Below are 21032 nucleotides of genomic sequence, written 5' to 3' on the forward strand. Positions count from 1 at the left end.
CTTTTGCGCGGCAGGAAAATCGGCCGGTTCGGGGAATCTGGTCAGGGTTTCAGGCGAACCGCAACCGGGGCATCGCGGTCGACGCTGATGATCCCGTCCTTCTCCTTGAGTTCGGCGATCTGGAGCACGGTGCGGCGATGATATTGGGGGTCGGCCTTCGCCTCGACTTCGCCTTCCTGATGGACGAAATAGAGGATGTAGGCGCGGTCGCCGGCAACGATGATGTCGGGATGCTGGCCCTTGGCCCGGTCGGTCGCCTGCGCGCCGGGGGTGGCGAGGATATGGCCCGGCTGGGTCGTCCATTGCACGCCATCGTCGGACCGCATGACCAGCAATCCCTTCCACGCGTCGGAAATCAGCCAGGTGCGTCCTTTCCAGTGGAACGCTTTTGGCCCTTCGCCCGGCGTCTGCGTCAGCCGCTTCCCGACCGTCCAGTGAATGAGGTCGCTGCTGTCGGCGGTGACGATCGCCTTGTTCTGCCGTTCGTCATTGAAGAACAGCCGATAGCCGCCGGGTTTCTTTCCTTTTGGGGGCAAGGCCAGCACGCTCGCGTCGATCACCCGGTCGGACCCAAGGTCTAGCCGCTCGCCGCAAGTCCAGTTGGTGAGATCCGGGCTGGTCAGGTGGACGATGAAGCGCGGCGCGTTCCAGTCGCGATACACGCCCGGCACCACCGTCAGCCACATATGCCACTGGCCCTTCAGCCATTGCACTTCGGGCGCCCAGAGCGTGTCGCCGGTGCAGCTTTTGGGAATGGTCGCCGTCCCGTCATAGCGCCAGCGGGCGCCATCCTTCGATCGGGCGACGCCGATCGCGGTGCCATGGACCCAGCGCACATCCTTTCCGTCCTCCATGGGCAGGTCGGCGCGGCGATTGGTGTAGAACATCACCCATTCGCCGCTTTTGGGATCATGAACGGTCGACGCGTCGGCCGCGCCATCATGCACCGGATCGCGAAACAGCGGCTTGGGCGCAACCGGCGCAGTCGCGGCGGCGGCGATCAGCAACAGCGAAGCGATCATCGCAGCAATGCCAGGTCGACGGCGGCGGCCATGGCGCGGAACCCGTCGTCATTGGGGTGCAGCGCATCGCCCACATCATAGGCCTTCGCCATGCGCGCCGGGTCGGCCGGATCGGCGACCGCCTTGTCCAGGTCGATCATGCCGTCGCTTTCCTTCGTCGTGCGGATCCATGCATTGACGGCGATCCGCACCGTCTCGCCCTCCGCGCTCCAGTAACCCGCCCCCTTATAGGGCAGGATGGTGGCAAGGATGACCTTCACGCCCCGGTCATGCGCGCGCGCGATCATCTGGCGATAGGCGCCGATCAGATCGTCCGCCGTCGGAATGGCGCGCTGCTGGGCAAAGGCCGAACCAATGTCGTTCACCCCCTCCAGAATGACGACATGGCTCACGCCCGGCACGGCCAGCACATCGCTGTCGAACCGCGCCAGCGCATTATAGCCATCCCCTTCGGACAATAGCCGGTTGGCGCTGATGCCGGCATTGGCGACGCCAATGGTCTTGCGCCCCGCCTTTTGCAGCCGTTCTGCCAGCAGGTCGGGCCAGCGGCGATTGCTGTCGGGCGTGGCGCGCACCCCGTCGGTGATGGAATCGCCCAGCGTGACGATGGTGGCGCCCGGCTTCCGGCTTTCCACCTCAACCCCGGACAGGATGATGCGCGGGCCGATCGTCGTCGCGTCCGACAGGCGGGGGGCAGCCGTCTGATCGCCGGGCGCGGTCCAGCCGGTGGCGGCGGAATAAGCGTGCACGGTCGCATCGGCCGCCCCTTGGGGCAGGTGGATGCTGATGGTCAGGCGCGTCAGCGGCTTCACCTCCATTACGATCGGGTCGCTCAGCAATGGCGCGCGGGCGGGAATGGTTGCGCCCTGCGCCCGGTTGAAGGTGACGACATGGTCGCTGCCCGCCAGCGTCTCGCCATTCTCCCCCGCCAGCGCGACATGCACCGCGCCCAGCAGCAGCGGCTGGGTCGACATTTCGTTGGACAGGCGCAGGCGGATGCGCTGGCCGCCGCTGCTGATGCGCACGACCTGCCGCACGGTGCGGTCGCTCAGGTCCGGGCGCTTTTCGGGCGGCGTCTTCGACACCAGCGGCGCGGCCATCCAGCTGCGCGACCAGTGTTGCGCCAGAGCGGGCGGCGTGGCGATCACGAACAGCAGGGCAGGGCAAAGCAACAGCGCGCGCATCTACGTCTCCTTCAGGCCGACCGGGCGACCGGGTTATTGCCCCACAGCTGGTCATAGCGCCAGCCGGACAGATCCTCGACCACCATCGCCGCCGCAGGCGACGTTGGGGTCGTGGCGCCGCTGCGCAGATGCTCGATCTCGCGCATCAATATGTCATGGGTGGCCGGGCTCAGGCGAAAGCGGGTCGAAATGACGATGCCGAAGGCCAGACAGCCGACCGTGCCGACGCCCAGCAGCAGCGCCATGGTCAGGATCGCGCCCGCGCTCTGGCTTTGCGCGCCCGATAGGAATCCGCCCGCCTGCATGATGAAGCCCACGCCCGCGACGGCGGCGGCCTGCGTCGCCTTGCGCACGAAGGTCATGACCCCGGCAAAGCTGCCTTCGCGCCGCTGGCCGGTCACGATCTCATCGACATCGGCCATATAATTATAGGTCGCCCAAGGGATATAGTTGAGCGCCCCCCGGCCAAGGCCGGTCAGGATGATCGGCAGCCATATCCAGGGCGACGTCGCCGGCACGCCCAGCAGCCACAGGGCAATGAGCGCGACCACGCCCACGGCAAAGTCGGCGGCGGCGACCTGATAGGCCTTGGACGGCGATGCGCGCAGCGCCAGGTTGATGGCGATGATCACCGCCACGAACTGGACGATATACATGGTGCCCAGCAGGCCGGACGCGATGGCGGTGGAGCCGGCCAGCGCGAAAATCACGAAGAAGGTGAAGGCGGCGTTGAAAATGTCCTGGCTGATATAGCCGCCCAGATACATGCCCAGATGCAGTCGGAAGGCGCGGATGCGCATGGTCGAAAAGAGATTGCGGTACAGCGCCCGAAGCGCCTGTCCCGCGCCGCTCCCCTCCATGCGTTCCGGCACGGCCTCTGCCGATCCGGGCATATGCCGTTCCCAACTGAACAGATAGAGCAGCCCGGCCGTCACCATGAACAGCGCGGCGAAGATCAGCCCCATGTAAAAGAAGGTGTCGGCGCTGTCACGGCCCAGCGCGTTGATCAGCCAGAGCGGCAGGAAGCCGGCGAGGATGGCGGCGGCCTGCCCGAACAGGATGCGCGATCCGGCGAACTTCGCCTTGGTGCGATAGTCGGTCGACATTTCGGCCGCCAGCGTCTCGAACGGAATGATCTCCATCGCATAGACCAGTTCGAACAGCACATAGCTGACCAGATAATAATAAAATCCCTGCCCCGGCAGCCACATCAGCGCGAAACTGGGCAACAGGGGAATGGCGGCCAGGATGAAGAAACGCCGCCGCCCGAATTTCCGCCCCAGCCATGTCGTGCCGAAATGATCGGAAATATAGCCGATCATGGGCGATGCGAAGGCGTCCAGGATGCGCGCGACGGCAAAGATGGTCGCCGCCTGTCCCGCCGTCAGCCCGCAAAATTGGGTGTAGAAGATCAGCACCCAGCCGGAAATGACCGCCATCGAACCCGCGCCCAGCACGTCGTTCGATCCATAGGCCAGATAATTTTGCAGGCGGACGGGGCGGGGGGTCGGATGCACGTTCAGCTTGTTCCTCACCTGGGTTGCGCCGCTATCTTATGGTCTGGCGCGGCATGATATGCCATATAGTGAACAGCTATCACGCAATATGAAATTAATGCAAGGCGTGATCGGTCGCCATCGGCACGAAACGGATAGCCTCGATCGCGACCCCGCCGTCGCGCGCCTGGATCGCAATATCGTGCGCTCCACCGGCGACTGCGCCGGGCAGGGGCAGGCTCAGCCGATTGTCCAGCACGCCATTGGCCCAGTCCCTGTCGCCTGTCTCGCGCCGCGCCTCCAGCTTCTCCTCCCTGCCGTCCAGATGCACGGTCAGGCGCAGCGGATCGCCATCCCGGTCGGCATAAGCGGGCAGCAGGTCGACCAGCATGCGCCAGCGGCCGGCGGGCAGGATGATGCTGGCCCGCGCCGCATCGGCCCCGGCGGTATTTCCCTGCCCATTGACCGCCAGCAACTGGCCCTGCCGTCCCAGCCCGTCGATCAGACGCCACCCCCGGCCATGGACAAAGTCGCGTGGCGCAACAACTGTCTCCTTCGCTGTCTCCCGTGTCGCCGGACCTGGCGCAGCCTCTGGCGTCGCGGCATCGGCGGCAGGCAGGATTGGCGGCGTCAGGCGATAGCTGCGCCATTGCCCGTCCGCCGGCTCGACCGCCATCATGCCGCGCCATTTGCCGCCTGCGATTCCTCGATTGTAATGCCAGGTCAGCGTGCGCAGCGTCTCGTCCGCCGCGTGCGCCATCGCCGCCCGCCGGGTCGCTTCCGCCAGGTCCAGATCGCGCAGCCGGTCATGCGCCTCCGCCGCGAAGAAGCGCCGGTTGGCCGCCGCCGAAGCGCGCACCGGATAGGCGAGCAATTCGTAAAAGGCGTCGCGCCGCCCGGCCGGGATCGCCGGCTCCATCTTCGCCAGCGCCGCCTCCATCGCGGCAAAGGCGGCCAGCCGTTCGTCCGCCGCGTCAATCGTCAGCGGGCTTTGCCGATATTTATCCACAGGCAGATTCCATTGCAGATGCTCGGGGCGCCGGGCAAAATTCAGCCGGTGATAATCACGTAAAATCCCCGCAATGGCGGGCGCCTGCGCAGCATCGACATTTTCCGCCGCCCATATTTCCACAAATTTATCCACAGGCTTTGCCCGCAGCTTATCCACATCCCAGGCAAGGCTCAGAAAATAGTCGGTCGCCAGCTCCGCCGGCTTGATGTCGCCGACATTCGCGACCCAGACCTGCCGTGCCCCCGCATCCCAGGCGCGCCCCATTTCCTGCCGGATCAGCGCCGGCGGGGTTGTGGACAGCCAGAGGTAGGACAGCGGCGCGCCCAGATAGGACAGATGATAATAGACGCCCGATCCGCCCTTGCGCGCGCGTTCGGCGGCGTCGGGGAAGTGGCGGATATAGCCGAAATTATCGTCCGGCCAGATCAGCGTCACATCGTCCGGCACCTTCAGCCCCGCGCGATAGACGTCCAGCACTTCCTTGTACGGGGTGAAGACCTGCGGCGCCTGCGGCATGCCCGCGTCAGCCAGCATCGCCCGCTGGTCGGCAAAGATCCGCTCCAACGTAGCGCGCCGTTCCTCAACCGTTTTCGGCCCCACCATGCCGCTATCATGGATGCCCCGCATCCCCAGCGTCCAGATGCTTTCATAGCGGGCATTGCTCTGCACCCGCTCCTGCCAATAGCGCCGCACGCCATCGGGATTCTTCAGATAGTCGAAATCTTCGGCCGGCGCGGTCCATTCGCCCACATTGTTGCGCAGCATCGGTTCGGCATGGCTGGATCCCATGATGATGGCGTATCGGTCGGCCAGCGCCGCATGGACCGGATCGGCGTTGAACGGCGTCGAAACCTTGTGCATCGCCGGCCACAGCAGATTGGCCTTCAGCCGCAGCAGCAGCTCGAACACCTGCGCATAGGTTTTCGGTCCCAACGGCTTTTCGTCGGGCGCATGCGTGCCTGCCGCCCAGGGCGCCAGCCCCCAATCCTCGTCATTCAAAAATATGCCGCGATATTGGACCGATGGCGGCCCGAAGCGCCGGGCATCCTTCGCCACATAAAGCGCGTCCCGGTGCAATGGCGTCACATCCGCCCACCAGTGCCAGGGCGATACGCCGATCGCGCGCGATAGTTCATAGGCGCCGTAAGCCGCGCCGCGCCGGTCGCTGCCGATGATCAGCAGCGTGCGCGCCACGCCGGGCGCGGGGCGCTCGACCGGCAGGATCAGGAAACTCTCCCACGCGCCCTTCAGCGTCGCGACGTCGATCCGCCTGTCCGCCACCAGCCGGTCGATCGCGGCATGATGCCCCAGCGTGCCGATCCAGACCTGCGCCGCGCCACCCTCAGCCGCGCCGGTAACGCGGCCAATATCCCGCTTCAGGTCGTCGGCGGCGATCTGCACCACGGCTGCATCGCCCGGATCGGTGACGATCCTTGCCGCCTGCCCCCGCGCCACCAGCGGGAAATCGCCCCGCTGCGCCACCGACCGCACCCAGTCCGCCGCCCATGCCGGCGGCGCGCCCAGCAAAAATGCCGCCAGCCCGATCAGGCCGGCGGCATGTCTGGTCAGCAGGGACAAGAGGCGCAGTCCTTCCATTTCCTCGCCTCCCGTCCTGCCTCTCTCAGATATAGGTGCGCAGAAATTCGCCGAGCGCGCACATGGCCAGGCTCTGGCCATAGGGCATGGAGGTGAGCGCGATGTCCTTGTAGAACTGCATCGTATCGCCCATCGCCGTGCCGAAGCTCACCTGCTGCAACTCGCCCGCCTCGTCGATATTGGCCAGCACGCCGCGCACCGCCTTGATGCCGACCGCTTCATAATGGCGCGGCAGATAGCCCTTACGCACGGCCTTCAATATGCCATAGGCAAATCCGGCGGTGGCCGATGCCTCCAGATAGCTGCTCGGATCGACGATCAGCGTGTGCCACAGGCCGGTGTCCGCGTCCTGCGTCTCCGCCAGCGTCTTCACCTGCGCGGCAAGGGTGTCGATCAGGAAGGTGCGGAAGAAATCGCCTTCCTTCAGGTCGAGAATCTCGATGATCTCGGGGATGGCGATCGTCACCCAGCAATTACCGCGCGCCCACAGCGCCCCGGCGAAATTATGGCGACCGTTAAAGTCCCAGCCATGGAACCACAGGCCGGTCTTGGTATCATAGAGATATTTGATATGGACCAGGAACTGGCGCTTGGCTTCCTCGACATAGGCCGGGCGGTTCAGCAACAGGCCGATCTTGGCCAGCGGCAGCACTGACATCATCAGCGTGTCGTCCCACATTTCGCCGGGATTCTCGTCATTATAGACGATATGCTGGAACCCGCCTTCCTGCGTCTTGGGCAGGCCGTCGGCCGCCATCAGCCATTCGGCCCAGACGTCCAGATAGGGAATGTAGCGCGGATCAGGCTCATATTCATACAGATAGGCCAGCGTGATGAACGGGGCCATCGTATTGATATTCTTGGTCGGCGTGCCTTCGGCAAAGCGATCCTCGAACCACTGCTTGATGATGGTCAGCGCCTTGCTGTCGCCGGTCTGCTCGAAATAGCGCCACATGCCGAACAGGCCGACGCCATGGGTCCATTCCCATCCGGCCCAACCCTTGGTGTCGATGATGCGGCCATCGTCCAGATGGAGCAGGAATTCGCCCGTCTCGTCCTTGATATTGACGAGATTGTCCATCAGCCGGTCGATGGAGTCGACGACCTGCTGGCGCGGAACATCATGAGTGAGAGCGGCCACTTACTTGGTCTCCTTGAGGTCTGAAGGTGCGTTTGGCGCGGTCACCATCTGCACCGGCAGACCGCCTTTCACATTGCGCAGGGTGACGAGGCGCACGCTTTCGAGCGCATCGCCCGGCTGACCGTCGGACGTGACGGCCAGCGCGACATGGTTCCGGCCCCTGTGGTTCAGGATGCCTTCGGGAATGGGGAAGGTGCGCTGCGGCCCGACATGGGCGATGAACTGCCCCATGTTCCAGCCATTGACGAAGATCAGCACCCGATAACGGACCGGCGAACGCGGCTTGGCGGCATCGCCGAAGCTCAGGCCAATGGTCGCGTCCTGCCCCCTGGGGACATTGAGGGCAAAGCGGGTGCGATACCAGCTGGTGCCGGCCGCCGCCTGGGTCGCGGGCACGCTGCCCTTGCTCCATGCGCTGTCGTCGAAGCCGGGCAGGTGCCAGCCCATCCGCTCGCCATACAGGCCGCCATTATTCGCCGGGCCACGGGCGACATCAGGCAGAACCTCGCCGCCCTGCTTGCCCTGGATTTTCCAGCGGACCGGCGCTGTAAAGCTGCGTCCACTCGGACCGCCCTCCAGCGATGCGGAGATCAGGCCGCGCGCTTCCTTGTGGAAATCGTCGCTGTCCAGATCCCAGTTATGGCCATTGTTGCGGACCATGACGGAGACGACATGCTCGCCCGCCGCCTGCGCTCGCTCCGGCAGGGCAAAGCGCGCCGTGCCGGTGGTGATCGGCCGGGGCAGGCCGCCGGGCGTTTCGCTTTCGCCCAGAAACACGCCGTCGACCCATGCCTGCACCAGCCCCGAACCGCCCGCCCCATAATAGAGCGAGAGCGCCTTCGCCTCGGGCGATCCGGTGAAGCGGCCGCGATACCAGACATCGCCGTCATGAAAGCCATAGGCGTCCATGCTCATGTTCGGCTGGCCATCCGGCCGGGCGGTGATGCTGGCATAGGATCGATTGTAGATCGCCTGCCAGCCATTATCGTCAAAGCCCGGCTGCGCCTCCGGCGAACCCTGCGCCATGCGCCAGTCGGTCAGCGCCGGCAGCGTCATGTCGGCCGGGCCGGCGAGGGACTGCACCGCTGCGATGCTGCCGATGGCGGTTGCCTTGGTCGTCACCTTCGCCCCGTTCCAGCTGATGGATCGGACAGTCTTGGGCGCCCAGATTTCAAGCGGGCTGGCCTCAGCCGTATCTCCCGTCAGCATCAGCGCGCCGCCCCTGGCAACGCCGCTGCGCACCAGTGCCGGCCCGCGCACCAGCATGTCCTGCACGCGCCAGTAGCGTACGCCCTCGGCCTCATCGGCCAGGATCAGGGTCAGCGACGGACGCCCGCCGCCCTCGATCCGCACCACGGCGCGGCCCTGATGGGTGTAGCGGAGCTTCAGGTCGCCCTTGGCCGCATCGAAGGCGATGCGCGCCTGGCCTTCCAGCACTGTCACCTTCGGCGCGGACATATAGCGCAGCACCGTCTCGCCCGGCTCCCCGGCGCGACCATAGAGCAGGATCAGGTCATGGCCGTCGATCTGCTGCGCGGACTGGAGTTCGGATGTCGAATAGACCAGCCGCTGCCCGCCCAGCGTCACGCCCGCGACCAGCCATTTGGCGTCAAAGCCATTGAGCTGCATCGGCACGGTGTAACGGCCGTCGGGCAGGTCGGCGGTAAAGCTGAAAGCGTCGTTCGTCTGCCCATTGGACGGTCTGTGCGTCACCATCAGGAAGCGTGCGTCCGTTTCCGGGCTTTTATTATGATAAATCTGGATATTGGGTGAACTGATCTGCGGCGTTCCGGCCGGAACCATCCCCGCCATGTCGGGGACGGAGGCGATCAGCCCGCCCAACTGCTTCATCTCCAGCGCCTTTTCGCGCACCGCGCGCGGCTCGGAAATGGCGGCGCCATAATCATAGCTGCTGAACACCACCGGCGCGGGCAGCCAGCCCCAGCTGGTGCCGCCATAGCCCATGTAGAAGCTCTGGATGCCGATGCCATTGGCCAGATTGGTGCCGTAAAAGACCCGCTGGAACCGCTTGCCGCGCTGGACCGCGTTGCACTCATAGCCGCCGTTCGATCCCCAATAGTCGAACCAGCCGCCACCGAATTCGGCCAGGAATCCGGGCGTATCGGGTGAAGCGGATGCGCCGCCCTTGGCCCCGCCCGGACCATAATAGCCCCAGTCGGGCGCCGCGACGCCGCGCGTCGGCTGGCCCTCTACGGTGCAGGTGCCGCCAGGATAGCCGTCGAACGCATAGAGGTCGTTCGGGCCATGGACGACCTTATCCACCTTGCTGCTCTCCGGCGCCCAATAGCCATTGCGGCCCTGATCATTGTGGAACAGCGGCACGGTGATGCCGTCGGCCCGCGCCTTGGCATGGAGATGGTCCATATAGCGGCGCTGCGCCGGCGTCGTCATCGCCAGTTCGTTTTCGATCTGGTGCAGGATGACGCCATATTTGCGTCTGGGGTCGCTGTTGATCTGATGCTTCGCAATGATCGCATTGATCCGGCTCAGCCATTCGTCGGCCGCCGCCAGATAATCGGGATCGTCAGTGCGGGCGCGGGCGCGCTGGTTGACCAGCCAGCCGGGAAAGCCGCCGCGCGACAGTTCCGCATTCACATAGGGACCGGCGCGGGTGATGACATAGAGGCCTTCCTCCTCCGCCATCGTCAGCAGCCGGTCGATGTCGCGGATGCCGCTAAAGTCATACACGCCCTGTTTCGGGCTGTGGAATCCCCAGTCGAAATAGACGGCGACGCTGTTGAAGCCGCTGGCCTTCATCTTCTGGAGAATGTCGCGCCACAGATCGGGCGAGGGCAGGCGGAAATGATGAAATTCCGACGACCAGATCACCATCCGCTTGCCATCGATCATCAGCGATCGCGCGTCATAGGACACGCGGCCGAACGTCCTGACCGGCGCGGACAGGTTGGCCGTCGGTCTGGCTTCCTGCGCGAGCGCAGGAGGGGCCAGCATGGTGCCGATGGTCAGGGCGGCGATGAAGCTGCGCATCGGGTGCCGGCTCAATCCATGTGGAACAGCAGGGGGAGCGGCCATTCTCTGGGCTGGTTGCCCGGCTGCACCTCCATCAGCGGGGCCATATAGTCCCACCAGCGCTGCATCACCGGATGGTCGGGCAGCGTGTCACGGCGATTGTCGTCGCGCAGCTTCAGCACCGCGAACAGGCTCAGCGTCTCTTCGTCCAGAAAGATCGAATAGTCGAAGATGCCGGCCTCGCTCAGCAGCGCGGACAATTCCGGCCATATTGCGTCATGCCGCTTGCGATATTCCGCCACCACGCCGGGTTTGAGCTGCATCTTGAAGGCGTGGATGGACATGCGCTCTCCTCATGGGCCATATTGTGGAACTTATTTCCGATATTTGGTAGCACTGTCCCAAAACATCGTCAACGCCAGAGCGGGCAGCCCCGCACCGAAAGCTGGGTCACATCCTCCATCCCTATGGGCTGGCGCGCGTCGGGCATCGCTGTTTCGGCGTGGAAGCGGTCGATCGTCAGCCGCTCTGCATGGCGCGCCCACAAGGCCCAGGCCGGCAGCACGCCGAACATGCTGGGTTCGGGATAGGCATCGGCCAGTTCCGCCGGCGTGCGCGCCGCATCCGCCGCGCTGCCCCCGCCGCGATAGGCCAGATGAATGTCGCGCAGCGTCACATCGCGGACCGGATGGCCCGGCAATCCGGCGATCGTGGCGGGGAAACGATGGTCGATGCCGCGCGCATCCACCTCGCTGATGTCGACATGGCGGATCGCGCCGATCCCGGTCCCCTCCGGCCCTCTCCGCCGGTCGCCCAGCCGCAGGAACAGCGGCGCGGTCGTCACGTCTCGCAAGGTCAGTCCACGCGCGACGATATGCTCCATGACGCCGCCGTCCACCGTCTCCAGCGCCAGTCCCCGGCATCGGGTGAAACGGCAATTCTCGATCCGCACATTGCGATAACCGCCATTGCTCTCGGTGCCCAGCTTGATCCGCCCCGTCACCCGGTCGCGGTCCGGCGCGATCTCCTGGGTCGTCCGCTTCGTCCCCTCGACCAGCGATCCCATGTCATAGCCTGACACATCGCAGTCGCGGATCAGAATATCCTCCGCCGCGATCGCGCGGCCCAGCGCATGGCTGCTCTTGACGACGATGCCGTCATCATTGGGCGAATTGACCCGGCAACGCTCCACCACCACGTCCCGCACGCAGTCCAGGTCGATGCCGTCGCGGTCCGTGTCGATGGTCAGCCCCTCGATCCGCAGCCCGCGCGTGCCTGTCGCCAGAATGGCGAAATGCCCGCCCTTCAGGATGGTGAAGCCGGATAATCTGATGTCACGGCCGTTCTTCAGCGCGATTGCCTTGTTGCCCAGCCCCTGCATCGCGGCGGCGTCCGGCTCCAGATGGCCGATCTCCGCCGCGCTCATGCCCTGCATCGACAAGGGCCGCTCGCCCGCCTGTTTCTTCCATCGCGCGCCCGGCCCGTCGCGGGTCAGGCCCACGCCATGGATCAGGCCGCGCCCGATGATGGCGACCTGCTCCACATCCTCGCCCCAGATCAGGCTGTTATGCCAATGGCTATGGCCGAAATCCTGATATAGTTGCTCCACGCCTGCTTCCGGCAGGTCATATTGGCCGGCATGGCGCGCCGGGTCGGCCGCCTCGATCACCGCGCCTTCGCTCAGCAACAGGGTGACGCGGCTCTTCAGCCGGATCGAAAAGCTCAGATAGCGACCGCGCGGCAGGATGACCGTTCCGCCCCCCGCGCGCGACGCCGCCATGATCGCGGCGTTGATCGCGCCGCTGTCGATCGCCACGCCGTCGCCCCGTGCGCCATGATCGCGGACATCGAAATGGCGCATGGCATGGGCCGGGAAGGGAAGCAGCAGCATAGCGCCCAGCCCCATGGCTGCGTCTCGCCGGCTCATCTCCATCAATTGCCTGCCGGCCGCAGGTCGCTGCGGATCAGGCTGGGGGCAATCGCGACCGCGCTGGCGGCGGGCGGGCGGGCCGGGACAAAGGCGGGCGTCGTCACATGCGCCGCCAGATCCGGCACCTGCGCGCGTACGCGTTCGGCTACGGCGCTCGCCAGCAGCCAGGCGCCATAATCATTATGATGGGTCTTGTCCCTGCCCCCGTCATTGAAGGCGGTCGGCGCAACCTGCGGCCCCAAGGCCTCATAGATGGCCCGGCTGTCGGCATGCAGGTCGATCAGCGCGACCTTCTCCTGCGCCGCCACCTTGCGCACCGCATCGGCATAGGCGCCCAGCGTCTCCCGGATCCTGCCCTGCGCATCGAAATTGCGCCGTTCGGGCGACGTCACCAGCACCGGCTGCGCGCCGCGCCGCCGCGCTTCGGCGATATAGGCGCGCAGATAGGCGGGGTAGGTGAAGGCCGCATCGGCATAGGTCTGCGGCCATTCCTGTTTCTGGTCATTATGGCCGAACTGGATGAACAGCCAGTCGCCCGGCTTCACCGCCGCCAGCAGCTTGTCGAAGCGCAGGTCGGTCAGGAAGGATTTGAGCGTCGCGCCCGACTTGGCGTGGTTGGCGACGATCACCCCGTCGTCCAGCATCGCCGGCAGCATCTGGCCCCAGCTGGCGGCCGGTTCGGCATATTGATCGGTCACGGTCGAATCGCCGGCCAAAAAGACGGTCGGCGCCGATACCGGCTCGATCCGCATCGACCGGACCATTGGCCGGCCCAGAAATTCCAGCGTCAGCTTGTTGTCCCAGGTGAATTCCTGGGCATCGCGCGCGTCGATCCGCACCGCTGCGCCCCCCGGCGCATTGGCGGGCGGCGGCGGCAGCGCGGGCGTGCGGATCGTGACCAGAAAGCGGCGCTCGATTGTTTCGCCGGGCCGGGTTGCGACATGGTTCAGCATCAGGCGCCGGGCTTCCGCCTTCACACTGGTGTCGCCGGCCTGTCGGGCGTCACCCAGCCGCAGCGTGACGCGATAATCGCCTTCCGGCAGCGTCACCGAATAGAGAAAGCCCTGCCCGGTTTTGCCCGGCTCCACGCCATGGTCTGATCCGTCCCGGATGATCCGCCGATCAACCGATCCGGCGCGCAGATCGAAGCTGCGGGGGACGGAAAGCGGCGCGGGGGTCAACATCAGCGCAAGAGCGGCGGTCAGCGGCATGGGACATCCTATCGGGTAGAAGAAAGGGGAGCGCCACGGCGTCGCAACGCTCCCCAGATCGACGCCCGTGCAGAGGCGTTCGACATTAAATCCCGTTAAATAGATTATTGATCCATATATCGGGATAAATTGGCCGTCAATGCGCGATCCGGTCGGCGGTCAGAGCTTGGCCCGCGTCCTGCGGGTGGAACCGTTCCGCAAAATGTTCCATATAGTGAAATCAAAAATCACATGATGATTTTTCTTTCAATTGTCCGACCAGGGATATAGAATGACACCAGAGTTCACATAGTGGAACCTGTTGGCCATCCCCGCAAAGGGGCGTGGCTGGAAAAAGGGGAGGATATATGGTGTCTGTACGTTCCGCGTTCGCCCGTCGCAGTTCGGCCATCGCGATCGCATCCACGCTGCTGATCGCCGCGCCGGCTCTGGCGCAGGATCAGCCCGTTGCCGCCGCCGATCAGCCCGCCGATCCGGGTGTCGCTGACATTGTCGTCACCGGCTTTCGCGCATCGCTCAACAGCGCGCTGGGCATGAAGCGGCAGGAAGCCGCCGCCATCGATTCGATCGTGGCGGAAGACATTGGCAAATTCCCCGATTCCAACCTGGCGGAATCGATGCAGCGCGTGCCGGGCGTGGCGCTGGCCCGCGGCGACGGCGGCGAAGGGCGCAATATCTCGGTCCGCGGCCTGGGCGCGGGCTTCACCCGCGTCCGCATCAACGGTATGGAGGGCACGGCCCAGACCGGATCGTCCGACATTTACGGCGCGGGCAATAATGGCCGCAGCTTCGACTTCAACGTCTTCCCGACCGAAATCTTCTCCGCCCTGTCGGTGCGCAAGACGCCCTCGGCCGATGTGGAGGAAGGATCGCTCGGCGCCACGGTCGATCTGTCCGCGCCCAAGCCGATGGATCAGAAGGACGACTTCGTCCTCGCGATGACCGCGCGCGGCGTCTATAATGAACTGTCGAAGAAGGTCGATCCGCGCGCCTCGCTGCTCATCTCCAAGCAGTTTGGCGACAGCGGCTTCGGCATCCTCGCCTCGGTCGCCTATCAGAAGCGGCACATTCGCGAAGTCGGCTATTCGGCGGTCGACATCCTGTCGGCCAACACCAATGGCGGCTTCTGCTCGCCCGTCGGCTTCACCCCGCAAAATCCGGCCGACAATGCGGCAAAGGGGGCCGATGCGCTCAACTGCTCCACCGGCAATCCGCGCACCAGCAATGCCGCCGCCTATCAGAAGATACTGGATCTGCGCCGCGACGATCTGGCCGGCGTAGCGGGCAGCGGCGCTTTCCTGCCGCGCCTGCCCCGCTATCTCAACAGCGAACAGGATCAGGAACGGATCGGCGGGTCGCTGACCTTGCAGTTCAAGCCTGACGATGCGACCGACATCTCGCTCGACTTCCTCTATTCCCGGTTCGACGTCACCCGGCGCGACAATTATATCGCCGCCGTCTCCTTCGCCCGCTCGGCCGCCAATAATGGCCAGCCGATGACATCGGTGCGCGACATCGAATTTGATGACAATGGATCGTTGCTCTACGGCATGTTCGACGGCGTCGATGTGCGGTCCGAAGGGCTGGTCGACCATTTCGTGTCGACCTTCAAGCAGGCGAACCTCAACTTCAAGCGCCAGCTGAGCGACAATCTGGAGATCAGCGGCATCGTCGGCTTCAACCAGTCCGTCTGGGATGGCAAGAAGCGGCTTCAGACCTTCATGGATGCGATCGATACCGACGGCTTTTCGATCGATTATCGCGACGGCGGCTCCACCCCGGTGCTGGGCTTCGGCGTCGACGTCAATGATCCGGCCAGCTTCAACTATGGTCCCGGCCGGGCGGACGGCACGGTGCTGGGCGGCTTCAGCTTCCAGGGCAAGCCGTCGAAGAACACCACCGACAACATGACCGCCGAAGCCAATGTCAAATGGACGCTCAGCGATGCCCTGACCATCAAGGCGGGCGGCCAGTATCGGCGCAGCAATTTCCTCTCCACCTTCCTGCGCCCCTATAATGCCGATACGGTCGTGCGCGCGCTGCCGGCCGGCACGACGCTGGCCGACATCACCCGCACGATCAGCGGCGTGGACAAATTGTGGGGCAATGGCGCGCCGTCCAGCTGGGTGGCGATCGATCCCGACAAATGGGCCAGCACCTTCGGCTTCGATTCCGTCCGCTATTGCGGCGTCGAATGTGGCGGCGGTCGCAGCCGCGTGCGGGAAGAAGTCACCAGCGCCTATCTGATGGCCAATTTCGACCTAGAAAATGCGATCGGCTTTGGCGTGCGCGGCGATGTGGGCGTGCGCTACGTCAAGACCGACATGCTCTCCTCGGGCTATATCGCGGTCGCCAGCGCCGCTTCGCCGACCGGCCTGACCGGCCAGTTCGCCGCCGCCCGCAACAATTATGACGACTGGCTGCCCTCGGCGAATATCGTGGTGGAGCCGATCGACAATGTGCTGCTCCGCCTGTCGGGCGCCAAGGTGCTGGCGCGGCCCGAACTGGGGCTGCTGACCCCGACCAGCGGGGTCAATCCGGTGACGCGCGTTGGGAACGTCAATAATCCCTTCCTCGATCCGATCCGGGCCAAGACATTCGACGTCGCGCTGGAATGGTATTTCCGCCCCGGCTCGCTGCTCTCGGCGGCTTTCTTCTACAAGGACATCAAGAGCTTCATCCAGAGCGTGAACAGCCAGATCCCGTTCAACCAGCTGGGTCTGCCCAATGCCTTGCTGGAAAACAGCAATACCTCGCCTGATGAACTGTTCACCGTGTCGCAGCCGTTCAACACGCCCGGCGGCCCGCTCAAGGGCATCGAACTCAACGCCCAGATTCCCTTCACCTTCTTCGACGGTTTTCTGGGCAATTTCGGCCTGCTGGCCAACTTCACCCATGTCACGTCCAAGATCGAATATATCCTGGCCAGCGTGAACGGCACGCCCACCGTCACGACCACGGCGGATCTGGTCGGCCTGTCGAAGAATACGGCGTCGGCGACGCTCTACTATGAGGATGAAAAGTTCAGCATCCGCACCACGGGCAATTTCCGCGACAAGTTCATCCGCGGCATCCCCGCTTCGCCCGGCAGCGACCTTCAGGGCAATGCCAAGACCTTCTTCATGGATGCGTCGGCCAGCTATAACATCACCGACCGGCTGAAGGTCATCGTGGAGGCGACCAATCTGACCGATGAGCAGAACCGCCTCTATATCGACAGCACGCGGCAGGACACGCTGTTCGAAACGCGCATCGGCCGCACCTTCACCTTCGGCGTGACCTATCGGATGTAAGGATAGTTTCTCCCCCAACTGAAGGGCGCGGTTCCTCGCCGGAGCCGCGCCCTTTTTGTGTCAGCCTGTCCTATTTGGGGGGATGGGCATAAGATGTTGCTTGCGCCATGGCTCCGGCCTGCCGCGCAGGATAATGTCCGAACCTTGTTTGAAAATGTCCAGTTTTGCGGGAAATATGCGAAGTTAAGCCCGTGTCGCGCGATCAGCGCGGGCCGCCATAGCCCACGGCGGCGCTGATCTGTTCGGCCGATCGCATGACCTGCTCGGCCAGCGCCGGGCGGACGTCGTCGGTCAGATAATGGGCCGCGCTGGCGATCGATATGGCGACGCAGATCTGCCCCTTGGCGTCGCGCACCGGCACCGCGATCGACCGCACGCCGTCGCCCAGTTCGCTGTCGTGCAGCACTTCGCCCCGCGCCTTGTGCCCGCGCATTTCCTCGACATAGGCGCCGATCTGCTGGGGCGTGGCCTTGCCGTCCTTCGCCTCGACATAGAGGCGCTCCCAGTTGGCTTCCTCTTCATCCAGCAACAGCGCCTTGCCCAGCCCCGTTTCGGCGATCGGCCGCCGGTCGCCCGGCGCGGTCGCGACGCGCAACCGCTGCGTGCCCGTCACCCGGTCCAGATGGCGCGACCAGTCGCCTTCCCGCTTGCCGATGAACACGCAAAAGCCGGTGCGTTCCGACAGCAATTCCATGAACGGCCGGGCGACGCGGACATAATCGATCTGCTCGGTCGCCAGCACGCCCAGTTGCAGTAGCTTTGGCCCCAGCGCAAACCCATCGCGCGTCACCGCCAGATAGCTGCGGGATTTGAGCGCCTGCACCAGACGATGGGCGGTGGTCTTGCTCATGCCCAGCTTGCGGGCCAGATCGGCAGCGCGGATCGGCCCGTCAATCACTTCGTCCATGATGTCGAGCGCGCGCATCAGCGTCTGCGTGCCCTTCACCATATCCTGCCCGTCCTTTTGCTGCCGTTCGTCGCTATTCTGCATGCTGCTCTCGCCCTGCTGTCGTCCCCTATGTCGGGCCGTTCCATATAGAGGAAAGCATATCGGCCCAATGGGACCATTTGTCAGCCTCTTTGTTGCGACCAGCAAAAAGGCCCGCCGGTCGCTAAACCGGCGGGCCTTTCAAAGCTTTCAGGGCATAACCCTCAATATTGGATGGTGACGGTCACGGCGCGGCGGTTCTGCGCCCATGCCGCTTCGTCCGATCCCAGCGCAGCCGGGCGTTCCTTGCCATAGCTGACGGTGGTGATGCGGCCCGGATCGATGCCCAGCGAGGCCAGATAATTTTTCGCCGCATTGGCGCGGCGTTCGCCCAGCGCGATATTATAGTCGCGGGTGCCGCGTTCGTCGGCATGACCCTCGATCGTCACGCGCACGGACGGGTTCTGCTGCAACCAGGCGGCCTGGCTCTGGAGCGTCGCCTGATCTTCCGCATCGACATCATATTGGTCGAGGCCAAAGAAGATGCGGTCCGACGCGACGGAGGCCATGAAGTCCTCCTGGCTGCCCTTGCGCGGGCCGGCGGGGGTCGTCGGGCCGGTCGGCACGGTGGTGCCGGTGCCGCCGGGGGCGGGGGGCAGTTCGGCCGGCGGCTTCTTCGAGCAGGCGGCAAGCGCGATGATGGCGGTGGCCATGACCACGGTCCGGGACAATTTCATGGGTGTCTCCTTTTTGCGCTGTGCGTCGCTCGCAGGAACGGCGACAGGGTCCGTGAAGTTCGTTACGCTGTCAAGACGATTAGGTTCCCTTGCCTGAACCTGTCCTGACGATGAATCGGGGCGGGGCTCAGGGCAGCAACGGTCCCCATGCCGGGTCGGAACCGCTGAGCGGCGTGGGAATGCGCCGCTCGTTCACGCCCGTCAGATCGACCTGCCACACCTGGCTGCTGCCCTGCTTGCCGGGCGTCGTGCGGAAAAATTGCAGCACGCGGCCATTGGGCGACCAGGTCGGCTGTTCGTCCTGCCAGCCATTGGTCAGGATGCGCTCATTGTCGCCGCTGGGCGTCATCACCGCGACCTTGAAGTCGCCCGACAGCTTGGTGAAGGCGATCAGGTCGCCGCGCGGCGACCATTCGGGCGTGGCATAGCGGCCGCCGCCATGGCTGATGCGCCGCTGGTTCGATCCGTCGGCGTTCATCACATAGATTTGTTGCCCGCCCGACCGGTCGCTTTCGAACACGATCTGCCGGCCGTCGGGCGAATAGCTGCCGCCCACGTCAATGCCGGGCGATGTGGTCAGGCGCACCGGCGCGCCGCCATTGGCCGACACGCGGTAAATGTCGGTATTGCCCGCCACCGCCATGGAAAACAGGATGTTGCGGCCATCGGGCGACCAGCGCGGGGCGAAGGTCGCATTATTGCTTTCCGTCACCAGCTTCTGCTGCCCGCTGCCGATGTCGTAGATATAGATGCGCACCCGGCTGTTGAGGTAGCTCACATAGACGATCGACTTGTAATCGGGCGAGAAGCGCGGGGTCAGCGCGATCGACTGGCCATTGGTGATGAAGCGGTGATTGGCGCCGTCGCTGTCCATGATCGCCAGACGCTTGACGCGATTCCCCTTGGGTCCGCTTTCGGCGATATAGGCGATGCGGCTGTCGAAGAAGGGGCTTTCGCCCGACAGCCGGGCATAGATGGCGTCGGCGCATTTATGCGCGGCGCGCCGCCAGTCGCGCGGGGCGACGACATAGCCCTGCCGCGTCAGCTCCTGATGCAATGCCACATCATAGAGGTAGCAGCCCACGGTAATGTCCGCCTCTCCGCCGGTGGTGCGGACAAAACCCTGCACCAGCGCCTGATAGGCGTTCCATTTGTCATAGACCGGGTTGGTCACTTCGGGGAAGGCGATGGCCGGCATCCCGTCCGGCCCGGACGGATCGAACAGGCCGGACCCTTTGAGGTCCGACGCGATCACTTCGGCGATCTTGCGGCCCAGTTCGCTAGCGGTGCCGGCGGGGGTTGCGACATCCTGTTGCGCGGGGAGGGCGGGGACGGCGATCTTCAGATTGCTGTCGATTTCGCCGGTCACGTCGACCGACAATTGCGCCATGGCCGGCGCCGACAGGATGGCGGCCAGCGCAACGGTCGCCATCGTCAGGCGGCGGAGGAGGGTGGTCTTCATCGGTTCAGCCTCGCGTCAAAGCGGAGCGGCCGCAGCCACTTCCATTGGTCATAATATTCGGGCGGTAAATTCCTGAAGGGCGCTGCAAGTTTCACCGCCTGGATCGCGCGCTCCGCATGCAGCTTGGCCTGCGGCTGGTTGCTGGCGGTCACGCCCAACTGGTCGATCACTTCGGGCGTGCCGATCAGCGCGCCATTCTTGTCGAGCCGAACCTCCAGCAACGTCACCAGCTTGTCCGCGTCCGCGCCCGACGGCGCGCGCCAATGGGGTTTCAACTGCCGCCGGATTTCGGCGTCCAGCGCGGCCTTTTGCTGCGGACCCATGGCGGCGGCCGGCGGCGGCGCAGGCGTGCGTGGCGCATCGGCCTTGGTGTCGATGCCTTTCAGGAAATCTTTGCCCAGCAACGATCCCCTGGGCTTGTCCGCCTTGCCCTGACCCGAAGCCCGCGCGGGCGCGCTGGTCTTCGCCTTGGCGTCGCTCTTGGCCGGCTTGGACGGCGCGGTCGCGGCCGCCTTGGGCTTTTCGGGCGTCGGCTTGGCCTTGGCCGCCGGCTTCTCCGGCGCGGGCTTCGCCTTGGGCGCGGGCTTTTCCGGGGCGGGCTTGGGCTTCGCCGGGGTCTTGGCGACCGCCTTCTTGGGCGGAGCCGGCTTGTCCTTCGGCTTTGGCGGCTGCTCCTTCACCACCGGCTTGGGCGGCGGGGCAGGGGTCGGTTTCGGCCTGGGCTGCGGCTGGGGCGGCGCAGGCGTGGGTTCAGGCTGCGGCTCCGGTTCGGGCGCAGGCTTGGCGTCCTCCGTCGGCCCTTCTTCCGGCGCAACGCTGGGCGGGGGCGGCTGGGTCGAAACTTGCGGCGCGGTCGATTGCAGCGCCACCTCGTCCACCAGACTGACGTCCATTGGCGGCGATTTCAGCTTCAGCGGGTTGGGGGTGGCCAGGAAACCGGCCGACAGCAGTCCGAACAGCAGGACATGTCCCGCCGTCGCGACGCCAAGGCCGATCTTTTCCGCACGGTTCATATGGTTGACCTATGGC

General features: G+C 64.9%; 14 protein-coding genes. 1 reads left to right on the forward strand and 13 read right to left on the reverse strand.

The genetic code is table 11. The annotated features are described in order from the left end of the window. Positions 1-41: 41 nt before the first annotated feature. From ACFOKF_RS01685 to ACFOKF_RS01725, 9 genes are all read right to left on the reverse strand, one after another. A complete protein-coding gene (locus tag ACFOKF_RS01685) occupies positions 42-1022 on the reverse strand; it encodes a glycoside hydrolase family 43 (RefSeq protein ID WP_380792544.1) in 981 nt (326 codons plus the stop codon). Then, positions 1019-2206 (reverse strand): SGNH/GDSL hydrolase family protein, encoded by a 1188-nt coding sequence (locus tag ACFOKF_RS01690; RefSeq protein WP_380792546.1) that lies wholly within the window; start codon positions 2204-2206, stop codon positions 1019-1021. The genes ACFOKF_RS01685 and ACFOKF_RS01690 overlap by 4 nt, the downstream gene beginning before the upstream one ends. Positions 2207-2217: 11 nt before the next feature. Then, on the reverse strand, positions 2218-3723 hold the full coding sequence (locus ACFOKF_RS01695; protein ID WP_380792548.1) for an MFS transporter: 1506 nt from the start codon (positions 3721-3723) through the stop codon (positions 2218-2220). Between the two features lie 94 nt (positions 3724-3817). Then, a complete protein-coding gene (locus ACFOKF_RS01700) occupies positions 3818-6310 on the reverse strand; it encodes a glycosyl hydrolase 115 family protein (protein WP_380792550.1) in 2493 nt (830 codons plus the stop codon). Between the two features lie 25 nt (positions 6311-6335). Continuing rightward, positions 6336-7451 carry a beta-galactosidase BglB gene (bglB, locus tag ACFOKF_RS01705; protein ID WP_380792553.1) on the reverse strand — a complete coding sequence of 372 codons (1116 nt, stop codon included), beginning with the start codon at positions 7449-7451 and terminating at the stop codon, positions 6336-6338. Then, on the reverse strand, positions 7452-10460 hold the full coding sequence (locus ACFOKF_RS01710; RefSeq protein WP_380792556.1) for a beta-galactosidase: 3009 nt from the start codon (positions 10458-10460) through the stop codon (positions 7452-7454). 11 nt (positions 10461-10471) lie between these two features. Further along, a complete protein-coding gene (locus tag ACFOKF_RS01715) occupies positions 10472-10786 on the reverse strand; it encodes an L-rhamnose mutarotase (protein WP_380792559.1) in 315 nt (104 codons plus the stop codon). Between the two features lie 68 nt (positions 10787-10854). Beyond that, on the reverse strand, positions 10855-12369 hold the full coding sequence (locus tag ACFOKF_RS01720) for a rhamnogalacturonidase (RefSeq protein ID WP_380792562.1): 1515 nt from the start codon (positions 12367-12369) through the stop codon (positions 10855-10857). 5 nt (positions 12370-12374) lie between these two features. Continuing rightward, positions 12375-13583, reverse strand: a complete 1209-nt coding sequence (locus ACFOKF_RS01725) for a rhamnogalacturonan acetylesterase (protein ID WP_380792565.1) — start codon at positions 13581-13583, stop codon at positions 12375-12377. A gap of 347 nt (positions 13584-13930) precedes the next feature. Between ACFOKF_RS01725 and ACFOKF_RS01730 the strand changes: the two genes are divergently transcribed. Continuing rightward, positions 13931-16876: a TonB-dependent receptor gene (locus ACFOKF_RS01730; protein WP_380792567.1), complete on the forward strand. Its 2946-nt coding sequence runs from the start codon at positions 13931-13933 to the stop codon at positions 16874-16876. A gap of 202 nt (positions 16877-17078) precedes the next feature. Here ACFOKF_RS01730 and ACFOKF_RS01735 read toward each other — a convergent pair whose 3' ends face one another. The 4 genes from ACFOKF_RS01735 to ACFOKF_RS01750 all read right to left on the reverse strand — a co-directional run bounded on the left by ACFOKF_RS01735 (position 17079) and on the right by ACFOKF_RS01750 (position 21016). Continuing rightward, entirely contained in the window at positions 17079-17867 is a 789-nt protein-coding gene (locus ACFOKF_RS01735) for an IclR family transcriptional regulator (protein WP_380792570.1), read from the reverse strand. Positions 17868-18028: 161 nt separating this feature from the next. After that, on the reverse strand, positions 18029-18541 hold the full coding sequence (pal, locus tag ACFOKF_RS01740; protein WP_380792573.1) for a peptidoglycan-associated lipoprotein Pal: 513 nt from the start codon (positions 18539-18541) through the stop codon (positions 18029-18031). Positions 18542-18668: 127 nt separating this feature from the next. After that, complete coding sequence (gene tolB / locus ACFOKF_RS01745) at positions 18669-20003, reverse strand: Tol-Pal system beta propeller repeat protein TolB (protein ID WP_380792576.1); 1335 nt, start codon at positions 20001-20003, stop codon at positions 18669-18671. Further along, entirely contained in the window at positions 20000-21016 is a 1017-nt protein-coding gene (locus ACFOKF_RS01750; RefSeq protein WP_380792579.1) for a cell envelope biogenesis protein TolA, read from the reverse strand. The genes tolB and ACFOKF_RS01750 overlap by 4 nt, the downstream gene beginning before the upstream one ends. Positions 21017-21032: the final 16 nt, after the last annotated feature.

Origin of the sequence: Sphingobium rhizovicinum (genome assembly GCF_042647625.1) — a bacterium.
GTDB classification, from domain to species: domain Bacteria; phylum Pseudomonadota; class Alphaproteobacteria; order Sphingomonadales; family Sphingomonadaceae; genus Sphingobium; species Sphingobium rhizovicinum.

Excerpts from the sequence above, each read along its gene's own strand:
- ACFOKF_RS01710 (WP_380792556.1), bottom strand. The coding sequence starts at position 10,460 with ATGCGCAGCTTCATCGCCGCCCTGACCATCGGCACCATGCTGGCCCCT.
- ACFOKF_RS01750 (WP_380792579.1), bottom strand. The coding sequence starts at position 21,016 with ATGAACCGTGCGGAAAAGATCGGCCTTGGCGTCGCGACGGCGGGACAT.
- ACFOKF_RS01725 (WP_380792565.1), bottom strand. The coding sequence starts at position 13,583 with ATGCCGCTGACCGCCGCTCTTGCGCTGATGTTGACCCCCGCGCCGCTT.
- ACFOKF_RS01685 (WP_380792544.1), bottom strand. The coding sequence starts at position 1,022 with ATGATCGCTTCGCTGTTGCTGATCGCCGCCGCCGCGACTGCGCCGGTT.
- ACFOKF_RS01715 (WP_380792559.1), bottom strand. The coding sequence starts at position 10,786 with ATGTCCATCCACGCCTTCAAGATGCAGCTCAAACCCGGCGTGGTGGCG.
- tolB (WP_380792576.1), bottom strand. The coding sequence starts at position 20,003 with ATGAAGACCACCCTCCTCCGCCGCCTGACGATGGCGACCGTTGCGCTG.
- ACFOKF_RS01720 (WP_380792562.1), bottom strand. The coding sequence starts at position 12,369 with ATGAGCCGGCGAGACGCAGCCATGGGGCTGGGCGCTATGCTGCTGCTT.
- ACFOKF_RS01730 (WP_380792567.1), top strand. The coding sequence starts at position 13,931 with ATGGTGTCTGTACGTTCCGCGTTCGCCCGTCGCAGTTCGGCCATCGCG.
- pal (WP_380792573.1), bottom strand. The coding sequence starts at position 18,541 with ATGAAATTGTCCCGGACCGTGGTCATGGCCACCGCCATCATCGCGCTT.
- ACFOKF_RS01735 (WP_380792570.1), bottom strand. The coding sequence starts at position 17,867 with ATGCAGAATAGCGACGAACGGCAGCAAAAGGACGGGCAGGATATGGTG.
- ACFOKF_RS01700 (WP_380792550.1), bottom strand. The coding sequence starts at position 6,310 with ATGGAAGGACTGCGCCTCTTGTCCCTGCTGACCAGACATGCCGCCGGC.
- ACFOKF_RS01690 (WP_380792546.1), bottom strand. The coding sequence starts at position 2,206 with ATGCGCGCGCTGTTGCTTTGCCCTGCCCTGCTGTTCGTGATCGCCACG.